Origin of the sequence: Pseudomonas sp. TH31, assembly GCF_016650815.1 — a bacterium.
Taxonomy (GTDB): domain Bacteria; phylum Pseudomonadota; class Gammaproteobacteria; order Pseudomonadales; family Pseudomonadaceae; genus Aquipseudomonas.
Map to the genome: position 1 here is coordinate 1 of NZ_JAEKEZ010000024.1, position 18,676 is coordinate 18,676.

At 57.2% G+C, this 18,676-nt stretch carries 12 protein-coding genes and 8 pseudogenes; 9 read left to right on the plus strand and 11 right to left on the minus strand.

Features of this window, described 5'->3' with window-relative positions:
* A partial coding sequence (locus JFV26_RS17375) for an ester cyclase (protein ID WP_201194256.1) occupies positions 1-237 on the minus strand: 237 nt, incomplete at its 3' end.
* Between the two features lie 138 nt (positions 238-375).
* On the opposite strand from JFV26_RS17375, the pseudogene JFV26_RS17380 reads away from it, so the two are divergent.
* From JFV26_RS17380 to argE, 4 genes and pseudogenes are all read left to right on the plus strand, one after another.
* A pseudogene (locus JFV26_RS17380) lies at positions 376-1,719 on the plus strand (flavin-containing monooxygenase).
* A gap of 34 nt (positions 1,720-1,753) precedes the next feature.
* Positions 1,754-2,170 carry a RidA family protein gene (locus JFV26_RS17385; RefSeq protein WP_201194257.1) on the plus strand — a complete coding sequence of 139 codons (417 nt, stop codon included), beginning with the start codon at positions 1,754-1,756 and terminating at the stop codon, positions 2,168-2,170.
* Positions 2,171-2,320: 150 nt separating this feature from the next.
* Positions 2,321-2,999 (plus strand): annotated as a pseudogene (locus JFV26_RS17390) (DUF1028 domain-containing protein).
* Positions 2,996-4,147: an acetylornithine deacetylase gene (argE, locus tag JFV26_RS17395; RefSeq protein ID WP_201194258.1), complete on the plus strand. Its 1,152-nt coding sequence runs from the start codon at positions 2,996-2,998 to the stop codon at positions 4,145-4,147. Before JFV26_RS17390 ends, argE begins: the two are co-directional and overlap by 4 nt.
* 22 nt (positions 4,148-4,169) lie before the next feature.
* On the opposite strand, the gene JFV26_RS17400 is transcribed toward argE, so the two are convergent.
* A complete protein-coding gene (locus JFV26_RS17400) occupies positions 4,170-5,075 on the minus strand; it encodes a LysR family transcriptional regulator (RefSeq protein WP_201194259.1) in 906 nt (301 codons plus the stop codon).
* A 177-nt stretch (positions 5,076-5,252) separates the two neighbouring features.
* On the opposite strand from JFV26_RS17400, the pseudogene JFV26_RS17405 reads away from it, so the two are divergent.
* Positions 5,253-5,814: pseudogene (locus tag JFV26_RS17405) on the plus strand (IS110 family transposase); the annotation flags it as partial.
* A gap of 2,413 nt (positions 5,815-8,227) precedes the next feature.
* Here JFV26_RS17405 and JFV26_RS17420 read toward each other — a convergent pair.
* From JFV26_RS17420 to JFV26_RS34195, 7 genes and pseudogenes are all read right to left on the minus strand, one after another.
* Positions 8,228-8,977, minus strand: a complete 750-nt coding sequence (locus JFV26_RS17420) for a proteasome-type protease (RefSeq protein ID WP_201194260.1) — start codon at positions 8,975-8,977, stop codon at positions 8,228-8,230.
* A gap of 84 nt (positions 8,978-9,061) precedes the next feature.
* Positions 9,062-9,859: a transglutaminase family protein gene (locus JFV26_RS17425; protein WP_201194261.1), complete on the minus strand. Its 798-nt coding sequence runs from the start codon at positions 9,857-9,859 to the stop codon at positions 9,062-9,064.
* On the minus strand, positions 9,856-10,806 hold the full coding sequence (locus tag JFV26_RS17430; RefSeq protein WP_201194262.1) for an alpha-E domain-containing protein: 951 nt from the start codon (positions 10,804-10,806) through the stop codon (positions 9,856-9,858). Before JFV26_RS17430 ends, JFV26_RS17425 begins: the two co-directional genes overlap by 4 nt.
* 3 nt (positions 10,807-10,809) lie before the next feature.
* Positions 10,810-12,218, minus strand: a pseudogene (locus JFV26_RS17435) (circularly permuted type 2 ATP-grasp protein).
* A gap of 702 nt (positions 12,219-12,920) precedes the next feature.
* A complete protein-coding gene (locus JFV26_RS33650; protein ID WP_242487854.1) occupies positions 12,921-13,145 on the minus strand; it encodes a hypothetical protein in 225 nt (74 codons plus the stop codon).
* Positions 13,135-13,655: pseudogene (locus JFV26_RS34190) on the minus strand (hypothetical protein). The gene JFV26_RS33650 and the pseudogene JFV26_RS34190 overlap by 11 nt, the downstream one beginning before the upstream one ends.
* The gene (locus JFV26_RS34195; RefSeq protein WP_274610355.1) at positions 13,652-14,173 is read right to left on the minus strand and encodes an amino acid permease; all 522 of its coding nucleotides are present in this window, start codon (positions 14,171-14,173) and stop codon (positions 13,652-13,654) included. Before JFV26_RS34195 ends, JFV26_RS34190 begins: the two are co-directional and overlap by 4 nt.
* A 441-nt stretch (positions 14,174-14,614) precedes the next feature.
* Between JFV26_RS34195 and JFV26_RS34470 the strand changes: the two are divergent.
* A pseudogene (locus JFV26_RS34470) lies at positions 14,615-15,240 on the plus strand (zincin-like metallopeptidase domain-containing protein); the annotation flags it as partial.
* A 139-nt stretch (positions 15,241-15,379) separates the two neighbouring features.
* Here the strand turns inward: JFV26_RS34470 and JFV26_RS17450 are convergent.
* Positions 15,380-15,574: a DUF7740 domain-containing protein gene (locus JFV26_RS17450; RefSeq protein ID WP_201194264.1), complete on the minus strand. Its 195-nt coding sequence runs from the start codon at positions 15,572-15,574 to the stop codon at positions 15,380-15,382.
* A 128-nt stretch (positions 15,575-15,702) separates the two neighbouring features.
* Here JFV26_RS17450 and tnpA point away from each other — a divergent pair, with 128 nt between their 5' ends.
* The 3 genes and pseudogenes from tnpA (at position 15,703) to tnpC (ending at position 17,960) form a co-directional block, all read left to right on the plus strand.
* Positions 15,703-16,020, plus strand: a complete 318-nt coding sequence (gene tnpA / locus JFV26_RS17455) for an IS66-like element accessory protein TnpA (protein ID WP_201194265.1) — start codon at positions 15,703-15,705, stop codon at positions 16,018-16,020.
* On the plus strand, positions 16,017-16,352 hold the full coding sequence (gene tnpB / locus JFV26_RS33655; RefSeq protein WP_242487855.1) for an IS66 family insertion sequence element accessory protein TnpB: 336 nt from the start codon (positions 16,017-16,019) through the stop codon (positions 16,350-16,352). Before tnpA ends, tnpB begins: the two co-directional genes overlap by 4 nt.
* Positions 16,353-16,413: 61 nt before the next feature.
* Positions 16,414-17,960 (plus strand): annotated as a pseudogene (gene tnpC, locus JFV26_RS17465) (IS66 family transposase).
* A gap of 33 nt (positions 17,961-17,993) precedes the next feature.
* Here the strand turns inward: tnpC and JFV26_RS17470 are convergent.
* Positions 17,994-18,566: pseudogene (locus JFV26_RS17470) on the minus strand (AAA family ATPase).
* Positions 18,567-18,676: the final 110 nt, after the last annotated feature.

Sequence of the window (18,676 nt, forward strand, 5' to 3'; positions counted from 1 at the left end):
GAAGCACAGCCTGGCCGCCATTTGCGGCGGGTCGGTTATAAGACGGTCGATCACAAAGCGCAGATCGGGGATCGAGCGAAAATCGCGTTCCAGCATCGCCCGGTAGCCGGACAGCCCAACGCGCAGGCCGTTGTAGTGCACGTTTTCATCGACGAGTTGACTCAGGGCTGGCCAGTCCTGTCGGTTGAGGCCGTCGATATAGGCGCGATAGGTGTCGCTGAGTACGTGTTTGTTCATGGCTCACTATCTCGCTTTAAACCTTTTCAATCCTGAACCGTACGCTCTGCCTCCGTTATTTATGCTCAGTTCCCAGCTTAATAATATTTTACCGATACCAAGGTGATCCCTAGTCTTGAGCCCAAGAGATGGCAGGCCATAACCGACCTGACTCCCACTTCGAAGGGTAGAGAGATGACCACAGAAACAATAAAAACAGACACCTTGATTGTCGGCGCCGGTCAGGCTGGCGTGGCCATGAGTGAGCACTTGAGCAAACTCGGTGTGCCGCACCTGGTGCTCGAGCGCAACCGCATTGCCGAGCGCTGGCGCACCGGCCGTTGGGATTCGTTGGTGGCCAATGGTCCGGCCTGGCACGATCGGTTCCGGGCCTTGAATTCGACGACGTCAGCCCCGACGGCTTTGCCCCTAAAGAGCGGGTGGCCGACTATTTCGAAGCCTATGCCAGGAAGTTCAAGGCGCCGATTCGAACGGGTGTCGACGTGCTGAAGGTCGAGCGCAACATCGGTCGGCCCGGTTTCACCATTGAAACCTCCGAGGGTGTGATCGAAGCCAGCCGCGTGGTCGCTGCCACCGGGCCGTTCCAACGTCCGGTGATCCCGCCGATTGCGCCGAAAGACGCGCCATTCACCCAGATCCACTCCGCCGAGTACCGCAATCCGCAGCAGATGCCTGAAGGCGCGGTGCTGGTGGTGGGCGCCGGGTCGTCGGGAGTACAGATTGCCGATGAACTGCAGCGTTCCGGCAAAAGGTTTATCTCTCGGTCGGGGCCCATGACCGCCCTCCTCGCGCCTATCGCAACCGTGATTTCTGCTGGTGGCTGGGCGTGCTCGGTGAGTGGGATCAAGCGGCGATGAAACCCGGCCGGGAACACGTGACCATCGCGGTCAGCGGTGCGCACGGCGGTCGCACGGTGGACTTCCGTGGCCTGGCCCATCGCGGCATGACGCTGGTCGGCCTGACTCAATCGTTCAATGGCGCCGTGGCGACTTTCCAACCCAATCTGGCCGACAACCTGGCACGCGGCGATGAGAACTATCTGGCGCTGCTCAATGCGGCGGACGCCTACATCGAGCGCAATGGCCTGGACCTGCCGCAAGAGCCTGAAGCCCGCATCACCTTCCCGGATCCGGACTGCGTGACCCAGCCGATTCTGGAACTCGACCTGACCCTGGCCGGCGTGACCTCGATCATCTGGGCCACCGGTTTCGCCACCGATTACAGCTGGCTGAAGGTCGATGCCTTCGACGACAACGGCAAACCAAAACATCAGCGCGGCGTGTCGAGCGAGCCGGGCGTGTATTTCCTGGGCCTGCCGTGGCAGTCACGGCGCGGTTCTTCGTTTATCTGGGGGTTTGGCACGACGCCAAGTACGTGGCTGATCACATCGGCATCCAGCGTTCGTACCTCGACTACCGCGATGCCGAGCAACGCGAAGCCCAAGCCGCCCTGCTCGCCCATAAAACCACGGTCAGCGCTTAAGCGCGCCACGTCGAATTCTGTCAAGGAGCTGCACATGTCCACGCCAACCCATACCCGTATTCGCATGTTCAACACCAAAGAAACCTACCCGAACCAGAGCCTGGACAATGACCTGTGCCAAGCCGTGCGGGCGGGTAACACCGTTTATGTTCGCGGCCAGGTCGGGACCGATTTCGAGGGCCAACTGGTCGGCCTCGGTGACCCGCGGGCGCAAACCGAGCAAGCCATGCGCAACGTTAAACAGTTGCTGGAAGAGGCTGGCAGCGACCTTAGCCACATCGTGAAAACCACCACTTACCTGATCGATCCGCGTTACCGCGAGCCCGTTTATCAGGAGGTGGGCAAGTGGTTGAAAGGGGTGTTTCCGATTTCGACCGGGTTGGTGGTGTCGGCGTTGGGGCAACCACAGTGGCTAATGGAAATTGATGTGATTGCGGTGATTCCTGAGTAACGCAGGTAGACCGAGTTACGGCCTTCGCGAGCAAGCTTTGCTCCTACAGGGGGAGTCGTCGCTCATCGATCTCCTGTAGGAGCGAAGCTTGCTCGCGAAGGCGTCCGCACAAACACCCATTTCTCCAAGGCCAGACAAGGAGCAAAACCCATGACCTTCTCCATCGCCGCCCGCTGTCCCGAAACCGGTCAGCTCGGCATCGCCATCAGTTCCTCCAGCATCGCCGTCGGCGCCCGCTGCCCGTGGCTGCTGCCCGGCGTTGGCGCCGTCTCCACACAAAACATCACCCTGCCGTCACTTGGCCCGGAAACCCTCGCCCTGATTGAACAAGGCCTCGCGCCTGCCGAGGCGTTGGACAAAGTCCTGACCCGCAACGGCTACAGCCAATATCGCCAGATCACCGCCATTGACCACCGCGGCCGCACCGCGCACTTCAGTGGTTCGCAAACCCTCGGCAACCACAACGCAGTCTGCGGCGAGCAATGCGTCGCGGCCGGCAACATGCTGGCGGATCGCTCAGTGGTCGAGGCGATGGTCCGGGCATTCGAACAGGGCGAAGGTCAACTGGCCGATCGCTTGCTGGCGGCAATGCAAGCCGCCATCGTGGCGGGCGGTGAAGCCGGGCCGGTGCATTCGGCGGCGCTGGTGGTAGTCGGCGAACTGACCTGGCCAATCATCAACCTGCGTAGTCGATTGGGCCGATGAAGACCCCATCGGCCAGCTGGAACATTTGTGGGACGCCTACCGCCCACAGGTTCAGGACTACATCGACCGCGCCCTTGCCCCCGACAAATCCCCTGGTTACGGCGTCGCCGGAGACGACCGATGAGCCACAGTCGCGATTTGCTGAAAACGCTGGTGGGGTTCGACACCACCAGCCGCGAATCCAACCTGCACCTCATCGAGTTTGTCCGCGACTACCTCGCCAGCTTCGATGTGCCCTGTGAACTGGTCTACAACGAGCCACGCAGCAAGGCCAATCTGTTCGCGACCATTGGCCCGGCGGATCGACCGGGTATCGTGCTGTCGGGGCACACCGACGTGGTGCCCGTCGATGGCCAACCGTGGACCGTAGCGCCATTCGAACTCACCGAGCGCGACGGCAAGCTGTACGGTCGCGGCACCGCGGACATGAAAGGCTACATCGCTTGCGTACTCGCCCTGGTGCCATCGTTGGTGCAGGCCCCACTGCGGCTGCCGGTGCACATCGCGCTTTCGTACGATGAAGAAGTCGGCTGCCTCGGCGTCCGCTCATTACTCAAAGTGCTGGAGCAGCGCCCGGTCAAGCCGATGCTCTGCATCATCGGCGAGCCGACCGAGCTCAAGCCAGTGCTCGGCCACAAAGGCAAACTGGCGATGCGCTGCGACATTCACGGTGAAGCCTGCCATTCGGCGTATGCGCCGCTCGGGGTTAATGCCATCGAATACGCCGCCGAACTGATCGGAGAGCTCGGGCGTATCGGCCAACGGCTCAAGGCCCCCGAGCGCCACGACGCGCGCTTCGATCCGCCGTTCAGCACCGTGCAAACCGGAGTGATTGGCGGCGGCAAGGCCTTGAACATCGTTCCCGCCGATTGCCGTTTCGACTTTGAAATCCGCGCCCTGCCCGCCTACGACCCAAGCGATGTCGCGCAGGAGCTGAAAGCCTACGCCGAGCAGCAAGTCTTGCCGCGCATGCGCGCCGTGAGTAAGCAGAGTGACATCCGCTTCAGCGAGTTGTCGGCGTACCCCGGTTTGGCGACCGATGCGCACAGCGAAGCCGCTGAGTTGATCGCAGCATTTTCGGGCTCTCGGGAGTTCGGCACAGTGGCGTTCGGCACCGAGGGTGGCCTGTTTGATGCGGCCGGGATTGCAACAGTGGTTTGCGGTCCCGGCAGCATGGATCAAGGCCACAAACCGGACGAGTTTGTCAGCGTCGAGCAACTGAACCGCTGCGACGCCATGCTGCAACGGATGCTGCTATCGATCTGCGGCTGAGGATTGGCCCGACGCTCAGGTATTAGAGTCGGGCCAGTTCTTCCTGGCAATAATCCACGAACAACTGCACCGGTTTGGTCAGCGGCGACCTTTTCAACCATGCCGCCGATAATCCGGAGCCGGTCACGGTTTGCACCAGCGGTACGCATACCACTTTCTGGCCGTCGTAGGTGTAGGGTGAAAACGGCTTGGTCACCAGAATCGAAAAGCCGAAACCTCGCCCGACCATCCCGCGCACCATCTCGATTGAAGGCGAGCTGAACACGATGTGCGGCGTCAGCCCGCGCTCTTCGAAGATACTGACGAAGTAGGTTCGACTCGGCACCACGTCGAGCAGAATCATCGGCTCCAGCACCAGGTCGTCCAGCGACACTTTTGCCTGTTGCGCAAAACGGTGATCGGCTGGCAGCAACGCGTAAGGCTGCTGCGCCGGCATCAGCGCAACGGTCTCGATCGTGCTGTCCAGATCGTGTTCAAACAGCATCGCCATGTCGATGCTGCCGGCGGTCAGTGCATGCACCAACTCCTGCTGCTCGCCGTCGCGAATACGGATTTGCACGCCGGGCCAGCGCTCCTTGAAACCGGCGATCAGGCGCGGCAGGTACAGCGGCGCCACCGTTTCGAAACAGCCAATATCGATCTGCCCCGCCACCACGTCGTTGTCCGCCAGCGCATTTTGCTCAAACTCGTGCGCGACCCGCAGCAACTCCAGCGCCTTGCGGTAAAACCGCGACCCGCTCGGTGTCAGAGAAACACCCTGGGCGTGATGCCGGATAAACAGCTGTACGCCGAAGCTTTCTTCCAGGTGCTTGATCGCCGTCGACACCGACGGCTGGGCGATATAGAGCTTGCGCGAAGCCTGCGCCACGCTGCCGCAATCGGCGGTGGTGACGAAATAGCGAAGCTGTCGCAGGTTGTAAGCGGCCATGCGGACCTCCAGAAACACAACATCAATATCAAAAGATCGCAGCCTTCGGCAGCTCCTGCAGATCGGGCGCTACCAAATCGCTATGGGTTAACACATCCACTAATGAAATGGTTTCCCCCAGCCTACCCTGTGATCGCCCACTAAGCTTTCACAGGGTACCTATCGGAGACCATTGCCATGAACAACGTAGCTATCGCGGCCATTGACCTCGGAAAACACTGTTTTCATCTGCATGCACAGGATGATCGGGGTCTTGAGCTGTATCACAAGAAATTCAACCGCGAAGCGCTTAGCAAACACTTGGCGAGCCTTGAGCCTTGCACGATAGCGATGGAGGCCTGCGGCGGTGCGCACTTCATGGCGCGAGAGGTTCAAAGTTTCGGGCATACGCCAAAACTTATTGCCCCCCCAGCACGTGCGCCCTTATGTGAAAAGCAACAAAAATGACTTCGCTGATGCCGAGGCCATTTGCGAGGCTGCCACCCGTTCAGCCATGCGCTTTGTCGCTCCAAAAACTGAAGCACAGCAAGCGCTGGCCATGCTCAACTCGGTACGCGATTCATTTATCAAAGATCGGACAGCTACCGCTAATCGGATCCATGCCGCGCTCCTGGAAGTCGGCATCAGCCTGCCGAAGGGTTTCAAATCGCTTAACGATCTAGCCACTCTGATTGATGAAAAGCCATTTCCTTCAATCATCAAACAGCTTCTGAAAACGCTGCATGAGCACTTCGACTACTTCCCTGAGGCATATTTGTCCATCCTGTCGGCGCTCGGTCGCCAACTGCCGATCGCCCTGGCGGATCTCCAGCTCATCGTCACCGAGTACGGAAACCCGCAGTCGCCGGCCTCGGAACTGCAGGGTGAAATGGTAGGCATCCCAGTGCGCGGGCAACCTCGGGCGGAAGGCCAGTTGGCCCGACCCGATATCAAGCCCCGACAGCCCTTCCACCAATCCCTGCCAGGCTCCGGCATAGGCAGAAAGATGCAGCCCATTGCTGTATTCGTCGACCGGAGTGAAATCCAAGTTGTAACGGCTGGCACGGGAAATGAAATCGGCACTGATTTGCGTCTTGCCCAGATGCGCGGCGATGACAGCATGCGGGCCGTAACTCATTCATGCACCGTACGCGGTTCATAGTAATCAAACGCTGCACGCTTCACGTCCTCTGAAAAATCGTCGGGAAGACGACGACCGCGACTCGATCCCGACGATATCCTCGCAATGTTCTCCATAAGAAATGGTCAGCACGACGCGCCTCCTGACGCCTGATACGACATGTCGGAGCCAAGTCGCTCGCGGCGGACGGCGGAGATCACGTCGGCGCTGCTCGTCTTGCATACTCCCGAAGTGGAATAGGTTCGGATCGAGTGGCATCCTTGCTCATGGGAGGCAATTATTCTGATCAGTTCAACAGCCCAATCAGCAATCAGTAGCACGTCATTTCCCTGTTTGGGAATTAACCGTCTACGACGAGGCAAACCGAGGCGGTCGCTGCTTCTAGGGCATGCAGGATCTGATGCGATGCTACCCTGCGTGCTGTTATCGTGGGAGAGTTACTGAGGAGACCTGCCTTCATACCTTTGAAAATTGAACCAAAGCGCCAGCCCGAAGCATCAGTGATTATTCAACTGCCACTTGGGAACCAAACGCTCGCGGTGAAGAGGCGAATCTCAGCCCCCGAAGGCTGCGCCGGTTGTGGACAAGTAGAACAGAGGCGTAACCAGTGGGATGACTCGCGCCAGCAACCTGCATGGCGACACCGGTTTACCGCATCGAACTCAAGGGTGAATCAATGCGCAGGCGTTCGACGAAATTGGCGGCGATGGGGACTTCAGACTAACAATGCAAACCTACGTCGCTGCGCTGTCCGGATGGCGTGGAATCCGCAGGCAAAAATAAATATATATTCAACGCAACTAAACGGTGAAAGACCGCCGGGTTAACCTCGACCGTACAGGTGCCCCAAGACAGCCCCTCTTGCTCCGCGCCCTGCCATCGCTCAACGCAATTCTGACTGCACCCCCATGCTAATGACCTTCCTCTGGCACTCGATCTGGACGAAGATACCTGGGCGACGAGCTATCGATGATTGGCGCAGGCAAGACCGTGGAGATCGCCCAAGCGTAAAAAAATGGAGCCCCCCTCCTTGTCAAGGGGGGATCTGTGAAGCTGTCTGATAAATGCGTCGATGAGATGTGCTGCATTTAACCGCTAGAATAACTCGAGCATTACCGGCTGGCGAAGGGAGCGCGTCAGGACGCTGTGATGGTAGTTAAAACACAGTTTCAGATCGTCGAATAGCTCAGCCATGCCTACCATCACGACTAGAGATAGGCCTGAGCACGAAACGTCGCTTCTCTACTTTGCAATTGCCTACAAGCATAGCAACGTGGGAGCTCGGCTCTCGGCAACCACTTCAATTTTCCAAGGCGTTGATACCCGATATTGCAAGGGCTAGTCCAACACCTGACCAGGCTCAGGCGCTGACGGAGATGGCTGAGTTTTCAGAGAGATTTATCTGCCTCTCTTAGAAGGGCTAGCTCTCTAATAGCACCTCAAGTATGCCGCCAGATGCACACTTGAGCTCGGAAGGGGTACTTACCTGGAAGCCTTGATTTTGTTAGCTTGGCGTGGACAGGAAAGCGATCAGCGTAGTGTCGAAATCTGAAGATATAGGGGGAAACCTTTGATAAGGGTTCGAACCCCATCGCCTCCGCCACATTAAACGACAAAGCCCTGATTATTTCAGGGCTTTGTCGTTTCTGGGGTACGCAAATTCTGTTGCGCCATTTTTGGATTGTTTCCGCATCTTTTCGGTCATTTCCGCCCCTACCACTCCGCCCCCCTTCTCCCGCCCAAATCAAATAGCTCGACCGAAATATGAAGATTGCGTTTGATGGCGTGCAATAGGCCGCTTTCGCGCCAGAAGTTGACAGTTGGCTCAAATCCCCTCTTCAGGCGAGATCGATTTCGACCAAACGCAATTTCTTACTGTAGCTACGAAATTTGGGGCTGTCGAACACCCCACGGTGCCGAATCCAAGTAGTGCGATGTTCACGGCTTTCCCCCATTTCGAGCAGTCCTTATTTCGAGTTTTTACCATTGAGCTCGTACTGGTTAGGTCATCAGTACTCGTTGGCGTGACCTGCTAGTTTCCATGGGTGGCTGCTGTCATGTAGGCGTCAGGCGGTTCAGGCAATGCGGCAAGCATTTCGTGCAGTCCAGCAGCCCACTGCATGCGGATACGCATGAAGTACGGATCGTCGGCCGTGATGCGATAACTATTCGCACAGGTAAAACTGTCTTTCCTGTACACCAACAGATCCAGCGGCATGCCCACCGACAAGTTGCTGCGCATGGTCGAGTCAAACGAGATCAGCCCACAGCGCAGCCCCTCTTCCAGTGATGTGCGATACGTCAGATTGCGATCGAGTATCGGCCGGCCGTACTTGCTTTCACCCAATTGCAGGAAAGGCGTGTCCTCTGTCGCCTGAATGAAGTTACCTTGCGGGTAGATGCTGTACACATCCATCGGCCCGTCCGCGATCTGCCCGCCAACCAAAAAAGAGCAACTCAAGTCGGTTTTGCCAGCCAACTTGGTTCGATCCCGGGCGACAACTTCGCGAACGGTTTCAGCCACCAGCACGGTGGCGTCATAGAGTGTCCGGACATTCAACAAGTGTGGTCCCCGCCCCGTGGAACGCTGCTTGAGCAGGTTGACCACCGATTGCGAGGTCGCCAGGTTGCCCGCGGTTTGCAACACGATCAGCCGCTCGCCCGGCGTGCTGAAAATGAACAACTTTCGGAACGTTGAAATCTGATCGATACCGGCATTGGTCCGTGAATCGGAGATGAACACCAGCCCGTCGGCCAGATGCATAGCGACGCAATAAGTCATTTGCGCTAACTCGTGAATTTGGGATGAACGACCGTACCGTTTCATAACGGTACGGCCGGTAACGGTTGCAGTTGTGAACTAGGGCTACTGGTGCTGAACCTGAAACATGGACGTCACCTGTACCCGCGCCAACATCGACTCGGCCCCGCCCCCACGACGCATGCCGCGTACCGGGCAGGCGTCGAGGTAGTCAAGGCCAACAGCCAACTTCAAATGACGTTCGGGCCGAGCCAGGCGGTTGGTGACATCAAAGCTGTACCAGCCATCGTCCAGCCACGCTTCAGCCCAGGCATGACTAGCCAAATGGTTGACATCTTCCGTGCACAGGTAACCGGAGACGTAACGCGCAGGAATTCCCAGGCCGCGGGCGCAGGCCAGGAAGGCGTGGGTGTGGTCCTGACAGACCCCGGTTCCTCCCGCAAAAGCCTCGGCTGCCGTGGTGTCCACGGTGGTCGCGCCCGGGTTGTAGACCATGTGGTCGGCCAGGCCATTCATCAAGTCGATCAGCGCCGTCCGATCGCGCCGCATACCGCAGCGCTGCACGGCGAAGGCGTTCAAGGCAGCGTCCGCTTTGGTCAGGTGACTGGTGCGCAAAAACGGCAAAGGCGATTGGCTGTCGCGCTCCTGCTCACGATCCGGATCGATTTCCACCTGACCATAAGCCGTCAGCACCAAAGCTCCGTGAGGCTCGTCCATCGTCAATACATGCAGGATGTTGCCGTAAGGATCGAACTGGCTACGGACCAGGCGCGGCAATTCCAGGTGCCATTCCAGGATGCGCTGGCGATCACTGTTCTGCGGCGTCAGACGCAGGAACTGGATGCTGGTGCAGACTTCATCGGCATAGCTGTAGGTGGTGTCGTGGCGTATGGACAGTTTCATACGACCTCCAGATAGGATTCGTGGACGGTCTGGCCAAGATGGCGAACCTGGGAGATGAAATCAGCCAGCCACAGGTGCAGACCCAAGCCGAGAATCTCGTCGATACCGGTGTAGCGTAGCCGTGCATTCAGTTCGGCGGCCAGACGCTGGGCCGCCCGCCCGTTACTGCCCGGTAGGCTCGCGAGGATATGGTCCAGCTCTTCGATACAGGCGTGCAGCGAGCGCGGCACATCGCCGCGCAATAGCAGCATCTCGGAGACCTGCTCGGCGCCCGGCGCATTGCGATAAATCTCGTTGAACGCTTCGAAGGACGACAAAGCCCGCAGCAAGGCGCTCCACTGGTAGTAGCCGCGAGCTGAGTTATCACTGACCTCCTCCGACTCTTCACCGAACATTTCGTAGCGCGCGTCCAGCAAGCGCAGGGTGTTGTCGGCGCGCTCGAGGAAGGTCCCCAGGCGTATGAAGCAGTAGGCATCGTTGCGCATGATGGTGCCCGAGGTCGCCCCGCGAAACAGGTGCGAGCGCTCCTTGACCCACTCGCAGAAATGGCTGATGCCATATCGCGCCAGACCGTTGCTGGCGATGTTGCGCATCTCCAGCCACGTGGCGTTGATGTTCTCCCACATGTCGGCGGTGATACGGCCGCGCACCACGTGCGCATTGGCCCGCGCCGCCTGCAAACAGCAATAGATGCTGCCAGGGTTGGTTTCATCCAGCGCGAAAAAGTGCAGCATGCGCTCGGTGTTGAGTTCGCCGTAGCGTTCGTTGTAGTCGTCCAGCGTGCCGGCGGCCAGCAACGACATCGCCAGCTCGGCACGTCCATCACTGCGCCCGGCCTGGGGCATCAGCGACAGCGAGTAACTGACTTCGAGCATGCGCGCCAGGTTTTCGGCGCGCTCCAGGTAGCGGGACATCCAGTAGAGGTCCGAAGCGGTTGTTGAAAGCATGTCTTAGTCCTCCACTACCCAAGTGTCTTTGGTGCCGCCGCCCTGGGACGAGTTCACCACCAGCGAGCCTTCGCGCAATGCCACGCGGGTCAAGCCGCCAGGCACCAGACGGGTTTCGCTGCCCGACAATACAAACGGGCGCAGGTCGATGTGACGGGGGCGATACCGTTTTCGACAAAGGTCGGGCATGTCGACAGGCACAGCGTTGGTTGGGCGATATAGGCTTCAGGGCGAGCCTTGAGTCGGGCGCGGAAGTCCTCGATTTCCGCCGCCGTGGCCGCCGGTCCGACCAGCATGCCGTAGCCGCCGGAGCCTTGGGTTTCCTTGACCACCAACTCGGGCAAGTTGGCCAGCACATGGGACAACTCTTCCGGTTTGCGACATTGCCAGGTCGGTACGTTCTTGAGGATCGGTTCCTCGTCGAGGTAGAAGCGGATCATGTCCCCTACGTAGGGATAGATCGATTTGTCGTCAGCCACGCCGGTGCCGACGGCGTTTGCCAGCACCACATTGCCCGAACGATAGGCGGCAATCAGGCCGGGCACGCCGAGCATGGAGTCAGGGTTGAATGACAGCGGATCGAGGAAGGCATCGTCGAGACGGCGATAAATGACATCCACCTGTTTCGGGCCGGAAGTGGTGCGCATGTAGACATGATCATCGCGTACAAACAGATCGGCGCCTTCCACCAGTTCCACGCCCATCTCTCGGGCCAGGAACGCATGTTCGAAGTAGGCGCTGTTGAAACGGCCTGGGGTCAGCACCACGGTTGTGGGGTTATCCAGAGGACTGGAGCTCTTGAGGGTATCCAGCAGCAGGTTTGGGTAATGATCAATGGGCGCCACGCGCTGGGCGGCGAAGAGTTCGGGGAACAACCGCATCATCATCTTGCGGTCTTCGAGCATGTAGCTGACGCCGCTGGGGGTACGCAGATTGTCTTCCAGTACGTAGTAGCTGCCATCGCCATCTCGGACCAGATCGACCCCGGCGATATGAGCATAGATGCCGCGGTGCAGATTCAGGCCCTGCATGGCGACCTGATAACCCTCGTTCGCCAGGACCTGTTCGGCCGGGATGATGCCTTCCTTGAGGATGCGTTGGCCGTGGTAAATGTCGGCCAGAAACATGTTCAAGGCCTGAACTCGTTGAATGCAGCCACGCTCGACCATTTGCCACTCACTGGCCTTGATGCTGCGTGGAATGATGTCGAACGGTATCAACCGCTCGGTGCCTTGCTCGTCCCCGTATAAGGTGAAGGTGATGCCGGCTCGGTGGAACAACAGGTCGGCTTCGCGACGACGTTGATCCAGTAACTCCAGAGGTGTGTCCGCCAACCAACGCGCGAACTCCTGGTAATGTGGGCGGCAGCCACCACTCGCATCATACATTTCGTTAAAAAAAGCTCGGGACATACCCTACTCCTTGCCGCGATACAGACGGCATTTTCTTATAACTTCGCTATTTCAAATAGATGAGGCCTTACGTTGTTTGAGTGAGTACTGTTTCTGTTAAACACCTCAGTGTGCGTCGTCAACCTCCTGTTTCATGCGGAAATATATTCCTCATGACCCTGGCATTCTCTTGACGCCTCCCGACGCCAGATAATTGGCCGTTTTAGTTTATTTCTGGCGCCCAATTTATAACGCTCTCCATTATCTTGCTTCGCTGAAAACCATACCGATTATGGTTTAAATGTACTTTTGCAAGGGCTGTGCCCAAGTATTGTCACTGCTGATAAAAAACGAAAAAGGCTCAAATAATGACACAAATACGACATTTTATTTCATTTATGAGACATAAAATACTGCCATCGCTAAAACGATTCTTCCAGTTGTAACTTGCACAACTCTGGAGCGAGTGAAAAAGGTGCAATTGGCAACCCTCACGAGGTTTCTGCACTATAAGCGGGAAATTTCTACTCACTGTTTCTATTGCTCTTGTAATACAAAGCCTCCAGAGAAACATATCGATTTACATCAACGCACTATTAATACTCATTAGAATGCACCAAGAGGTAGCGAGCAGTACGGAACTGCCAAATAGCAATGCAAAAAGAAAGGACGGCATGACCTTGAGATCATGCCGTCCCTATAACGGAAGAGACAAGCTGCGGATTACTCGAAGAATTTCTGAGTCAGCGTTGCCGACGGCATCGTCTGGGTCATCATTACAGCCTTGGGACGACGCAACAGATACCAGCCACAAATCAATAACAGAGCCACAACAGGTATCGCAGCAATGGTCAATGTTCCGTTTGGATAATCAAAGACCATCCCCCCCACAAGGAACAGTAAGGCCAGCCATGAAGTTACAGGAGCCCCTGGCATCTTAAACGACACTGCCTGTGCCTCCCCACGCGCTACGGCATGATGTAACTTCATCTGACAGACGACAATGACTCCCCTGCGAGGAGATATTAAGCACAATTTCGAACACCTGCGACGGCACCAGATAATTCATTACGACCCCGACCACGTAGATGGCAACGGTCACCAGAATCCCCGTGTAAGGCACCGATTGCGCACTCATGCGCGACATGAAGGTTGGCGCCGAGCCACCCACTGCCAAAGCCCGCAGGACGAACCCGGTCAAGAACAACCCCGAATTGAGGCTGGACAGGAAGCGGTCAACACGACCGCGTTCATCACCGCCCCTCCCGGAACACCCAGGGCCGCAAAGAAGGTAACAAACGGACTTGCGCCTGCTTTATAGGCAGTCCAGGGCAACAGGCATACCAGCAAAATCACAGCGCCCACATAGAAAATCGCAATCCGCAAGATAACGCTGTTAATGGTTTTAGGCCGTACGGCTTTAGTGTCTTGACATTCTCCCGCGGCAACGCCGATCAATTCGATACCGGCATACGCCCCCCTTGAACCAAAATGAGAGCCGCCGGCATCCCATGGGGAAAGAAGCCGCCATTATCAGTGATCAGGTGCAGACCCGTAGGATGACCGGCCACCGCGCTTCCGCCGCCGAGTATGATCGAACCGATCACCAGGAACAGCGCCAGAGCGGCAACCTTGATCAAGGCAAACCAAAACTCTATTTCACCGAACAACTTGACGCCAATCAGGTTTATCACGGTCACGATGGCCAGCGCCACCAGGGCTAACACCCATTGCGGCACCGCAGCGAAAGTGTCCCCATATTGCATGTACAGCGCCACTGCGGTGATATCGACAATCCCGGCCATGGCCCAATTCAGAAAGTACATCCAACCTGCGACGTAGGACGCCTTTTCACCCATGAACTCCGCTGAATAGGACACGAAGCTGCCGCTGGTAGGCCGATGCATTACCAACTCACCCAGCGCGCGCAAGATGAGAAATGCAAAAAAGCCGCACACCAGATAAACGATGGCCAATGAAGGTCCGGCTACCTACAATCGCGCACCGCCCCCCTAGAATGCCCCAAATAACCAAGGCCTCTTGCCTCTTTCGTTCGGTGCCTCGCCTACCTGCGGGAAAAATCCCCCAAATCATTACTAACTAGATAGCCACCATGCGTTATCGACCTCAAACCAAATAAGAGCTTGCCATCCCACACCCGCTAAATTGCAACGGTGGCGTGAACGCATTACGAAAATAAAGGTCTTCACATTGGATCCATTGTCGCGGTCTGTCGATAAACCAACCTGAGATAAGATCCCGCCCATCTGCCTGGGACGAAGCCATCAATAAAGCAAATGCAATTTCTTCAGTGCTGGGTAAATGGAATGACCTCATCGAGTAAAAAATCCGAATAAAACAGCCACTGCCGGCAATTTTCTAGCAGGTAGGCAATGTAGAGATGTTTCGCGGGAAGCCTACTCGATGAAAACGGTCAGCCCAAGGTCGCTCACTTCGGCATTCTCAGGACGTATTTTCTGTTCCACATCGAGTAACCGGAGGGGCTCGAGATGTTCAATCAAACCCTGCTCGAAACGGAACCAAGCGATCCCTTCCAGGCCAATAGTGTTGCGGAAAATCTGCTGTTAAGTTCAGGTGCACGCATGATTCATCGGCCTGACGACGAAGCCTTTTACCACCCGATCAGGGATCTCATCCAACTGCCGACAAAAGCACCATTTCACGATGAAGGCGGGTACTACGCCACCGCACTGCACGAGCTGACGCACTGGACCGGGCATCACACTCGGTTGCAGCGCGAGGGGGGACGTCAGTCTGTCCGTTCGACTCGCCAGGATATGCCTTTGAGGAGTTAATCTCCGAAATGGGTGCTGCTTTTCTATGTGTCTACGCCGGTATACAGGAAGAGCTTCGGCACGAAGGCTACATCGACTCCTCGCTCCGCCTGCTCAAGGCTGACAAACACGCGATCTTTCGCGCCAGTGGTCACGCCCGAAGCGCCTCGGAGTATGTGCTCAACCTGGAGCAGCAACTGAAGCAAGCTGTCCTAGTTGATTCGCTATGCATGAACGATGGAGCTTAATCGTTACCTCACCGCTGCAATCGCTTCACAGGGCCCACGAGAGTTGAGCCCTTTTTTCTGTCTCCAGAAAACAGAAGGCATCACGCCGTGGGCCCCTCACGCAATGAACAAGAGAGGAGCACACACCCACAGCAGGCCGTTACGTATCCAGGGTTTGCGCCAGATAATCCACCAACTCGAGCGGACTCCGACTGTCGATCACCTTGTAGATCAAATCGCGTTTACTGCGTGGCAACTTCTTGACCACGCTCTTCGCCGAGGCCCTAAGGGCTTCGGCGGTCCCATGGATACGTGCCGCGAGCAGCAGCACGAGCGTGGCGTCAGTGAGGTTCATGGCAAGACCCAAAAACTACACACCGCAGTGTAAGCGTCCAGCCAACACACCTTCCGAACTCCAGAGTTAAGGGCGATGGTGTCCGCGTATTTTGATCTGACGCGATCGCCCTTAACGTCAGGATTTCCATGCGCCAACGAAGCTCTTACCCGAAACCGTTCAAAGCCCAGGTTGTTCAGGAATGTCTGCAACCGGGCGCTACCTTATCCAGCGTTGCCATCAGCCACGGCATCAATGCCAACGTTATCCGCAAGTGGCTACCGCTTTATCGAGATCAGCTACCAGCGGCGTTGCCGGCTTTCGTTCCGTTGAAAGCTACGCCTAAACGGCAGGTGGAAGCGTTGGCGACCATTGAGTTGCCGTTTAGCGAGCAATCGATCACGGTGAAATGGCCAACGTCCGATCCTGAAGGCTGCGCACGCTTTGTCCATGAACTTACTCAATGATTCGCATCGATGCCATCTGGCTCGCCACCGAGCCCATGGACATGCGTGCCGGCACTGAAACGGCGCTGGCCAGGGTGATTGCGGTGTTCGGTGCGGCGAAGCCGCACTGTGCTTATCTGTTCGCCAACAGCCGCGCCACTCGTATGAAAGTGCTGGTGCATGACGGGATTGGCGTCTGGCTGGCTGCTCGCCGGTTGAACCAAGGCAAGTTTCACTGGCCCGGTATTCGCAATGGCTGCGAGATGGAGCTGGATACCGAGCAACTTCAGGCCTTGGTGCTCGGTCTGCCTTGGCAACGCGTTGGGGCTGGCGGAGCAATCACACTGCGTTAACGCCCGCCATTAGCCCATTGGTCTATCGCCGCAAACGGCTTGCTCTGGCAAAATTCGCGGCATGACTTCATCGCCCAATCTCGACCAAATGTCCCCTGACCAACTGCGCGCCCTCGCGGCGCAGTTGCTGTCCCAGGTTGATTCTCTCGGGCAGCAGGTCGACCGGATGGGCAAGAAGAACGACCGCGACCAAACCATCATCGAGCAGCTCACCCACAAAATCGCCTGATTCAAACGTAACAAGTTTGCCAAGCGCAGTGAGCAACTGAGCCCTGCCCAAGGCAGCCTGCTCGACGACCTGCTCGACACCGACATCGCGGCCATTGAAGCCGAGCTGAAGGCATTGAATCCGCCGGCTGCGCCGGCCGAACCACGCAAGCAGCCCAAGCGTGTTTCCTTGCCAGCGCAGTTTCCGCGTACCGTGATTTATCACGAACCTGACACCACCCAGTGCGCCTGCGACTGCCAGCTCCAGCGCATCGGCGAAGACGTCAGCGAGAAGCTGGATTACACCCGGGCGTGTTCACCGTCGAGCAGCATGTGCGCGGGAAATGGGTCTGCCGCAAATGTGAAACGCTGACTCAGGCTCCGGTTCCGTCCCAGGTAATCGACAAGGGCATCCCGACCGCAGGGCTGCTGGCTCACGTGATGGTAGCCAAGTTCGCCGACCATTTGCCGCTGTATCGGCAAGAGAAAATCTTTGGCCGCGCCGGCCTGGCTATCGCCCGCTCGACCCTGGCGCAATGGGTCGGCCAAACCGGTGTGCAGCTCCAGCCCTTGGTCGATGCGCTGCGCGAAACTGTGCTTGCTCAAGGTGTGATGCACGCTGACGAAACGCCGGTACAGATGCTCGCGCCGGGTGAGAAGAAAACCCATCGCGCTTATGTCTGGGCCTACTGCACCACGCCTTTTTCAGCACTCAAGGCAGTGGTGTACGACTTCAGCCCAAGCCGCGCGGGCGAACATGCACGCAACTTTCTGGGCCAGTGGAATGGCAAGCTGGTTTGCGATGATTTTGCCGGCGACAAAGCCAGCTTCCAGCAAGGCATCACCGAAATCGGCTGCCTGGCCCACGTCCGCCGCAAGTTTTTTGATTTGCACGCGACGAATAAAAGCCAACTGGCTGAGCAGACGCTGCACTCAATTGGCGGGTTGTACGAAATTGAACGGCAAGCGCGGGAAATGACCGACGAAAATCGCTGGCGAATACGCCAGGAAAAAGCGGCGCCCCTTATCGACGCACTGCATACCTGGATGTTAGCCCAGCGCGATCTTGTGCCCGAAGGGTCGGCTATCGCCAAAGCTCTGGATTACAGCCTAAAACGCTGGACGGCACTGACTCGACATCTCGAGGACGGGGCTGTGCCCATAGATAATAATGCGGTCGAAAATCAGATAAGGCCGTGGGCACTTGGACGCTCGAACTGGTTGTTTGCTGGCTCGTTACGCAGCGGCAAACGGGCAGCAGCAATCATGAGTTCGATCCAGTCGGCGCGCATGAATGGGCATGATCCATATGCCTATCTGAAAGATGTGCTGACGCGGCTGCCGACGCAGCGAGCGAGTGAGATCGACCAACTGCTGCCGCATCAGTGGGTGCCAGCTTGAGTAATACAACGTGACTTTGGCGCTCAGCTCTCTTCAATCACGCAGCGGTTTTGTCTGAACCTGGACTTTTCTCGACGACTTTACACAATGCACTTCCCCAATACTCGACAGAAATTGCCTGGTTTGGCGGTTGGATCGCAGACAGACGACGCGACATGTTGATGGCACCGTTGCCGCAAGCTGCTTCAGCTTGGCACGCGCCGATTTACGGGTAGTCCACATGAAGTTGAATAACTCTAGAAGGTTCCCTAGCTGCTCTGGGCAATCCTCTGGAAGGTCGGGGCGAGGGCTACCACGTTGGGTCAAAGTTCTAAGAAGCACACGCCAAAACCGAAGTACCGACGACCGATCAATCCATACTAAGAGATCGTCTCTGGCAATACGGTTGTCCCAGGTGGCCGAATGACCGCCTTCAAAAATCTACTGATCGCGAGCCTCGACCTCGTGGTAAAGGCGAGTTTTCTCATCTGCGTTTCGCTCGACCCACCCCGGTTGCCAATGGATCGTGTCGATATGGATGACCGGAAGACCGGTGTGCTTGCCCATCTCCCGAGCCAGCGTACTTTTTCCTGACCCCGGTTGGCCAATAATCATGACACGCTGCATAGGAGCCCCTGCACATTGAACATCCTGATCATACTGGGCAGTGCGATCGTCATCCAGCCTCCTTCATCAAGTAGAAACCATCGCACTTGCGGCCAGGATCATCGGGCACG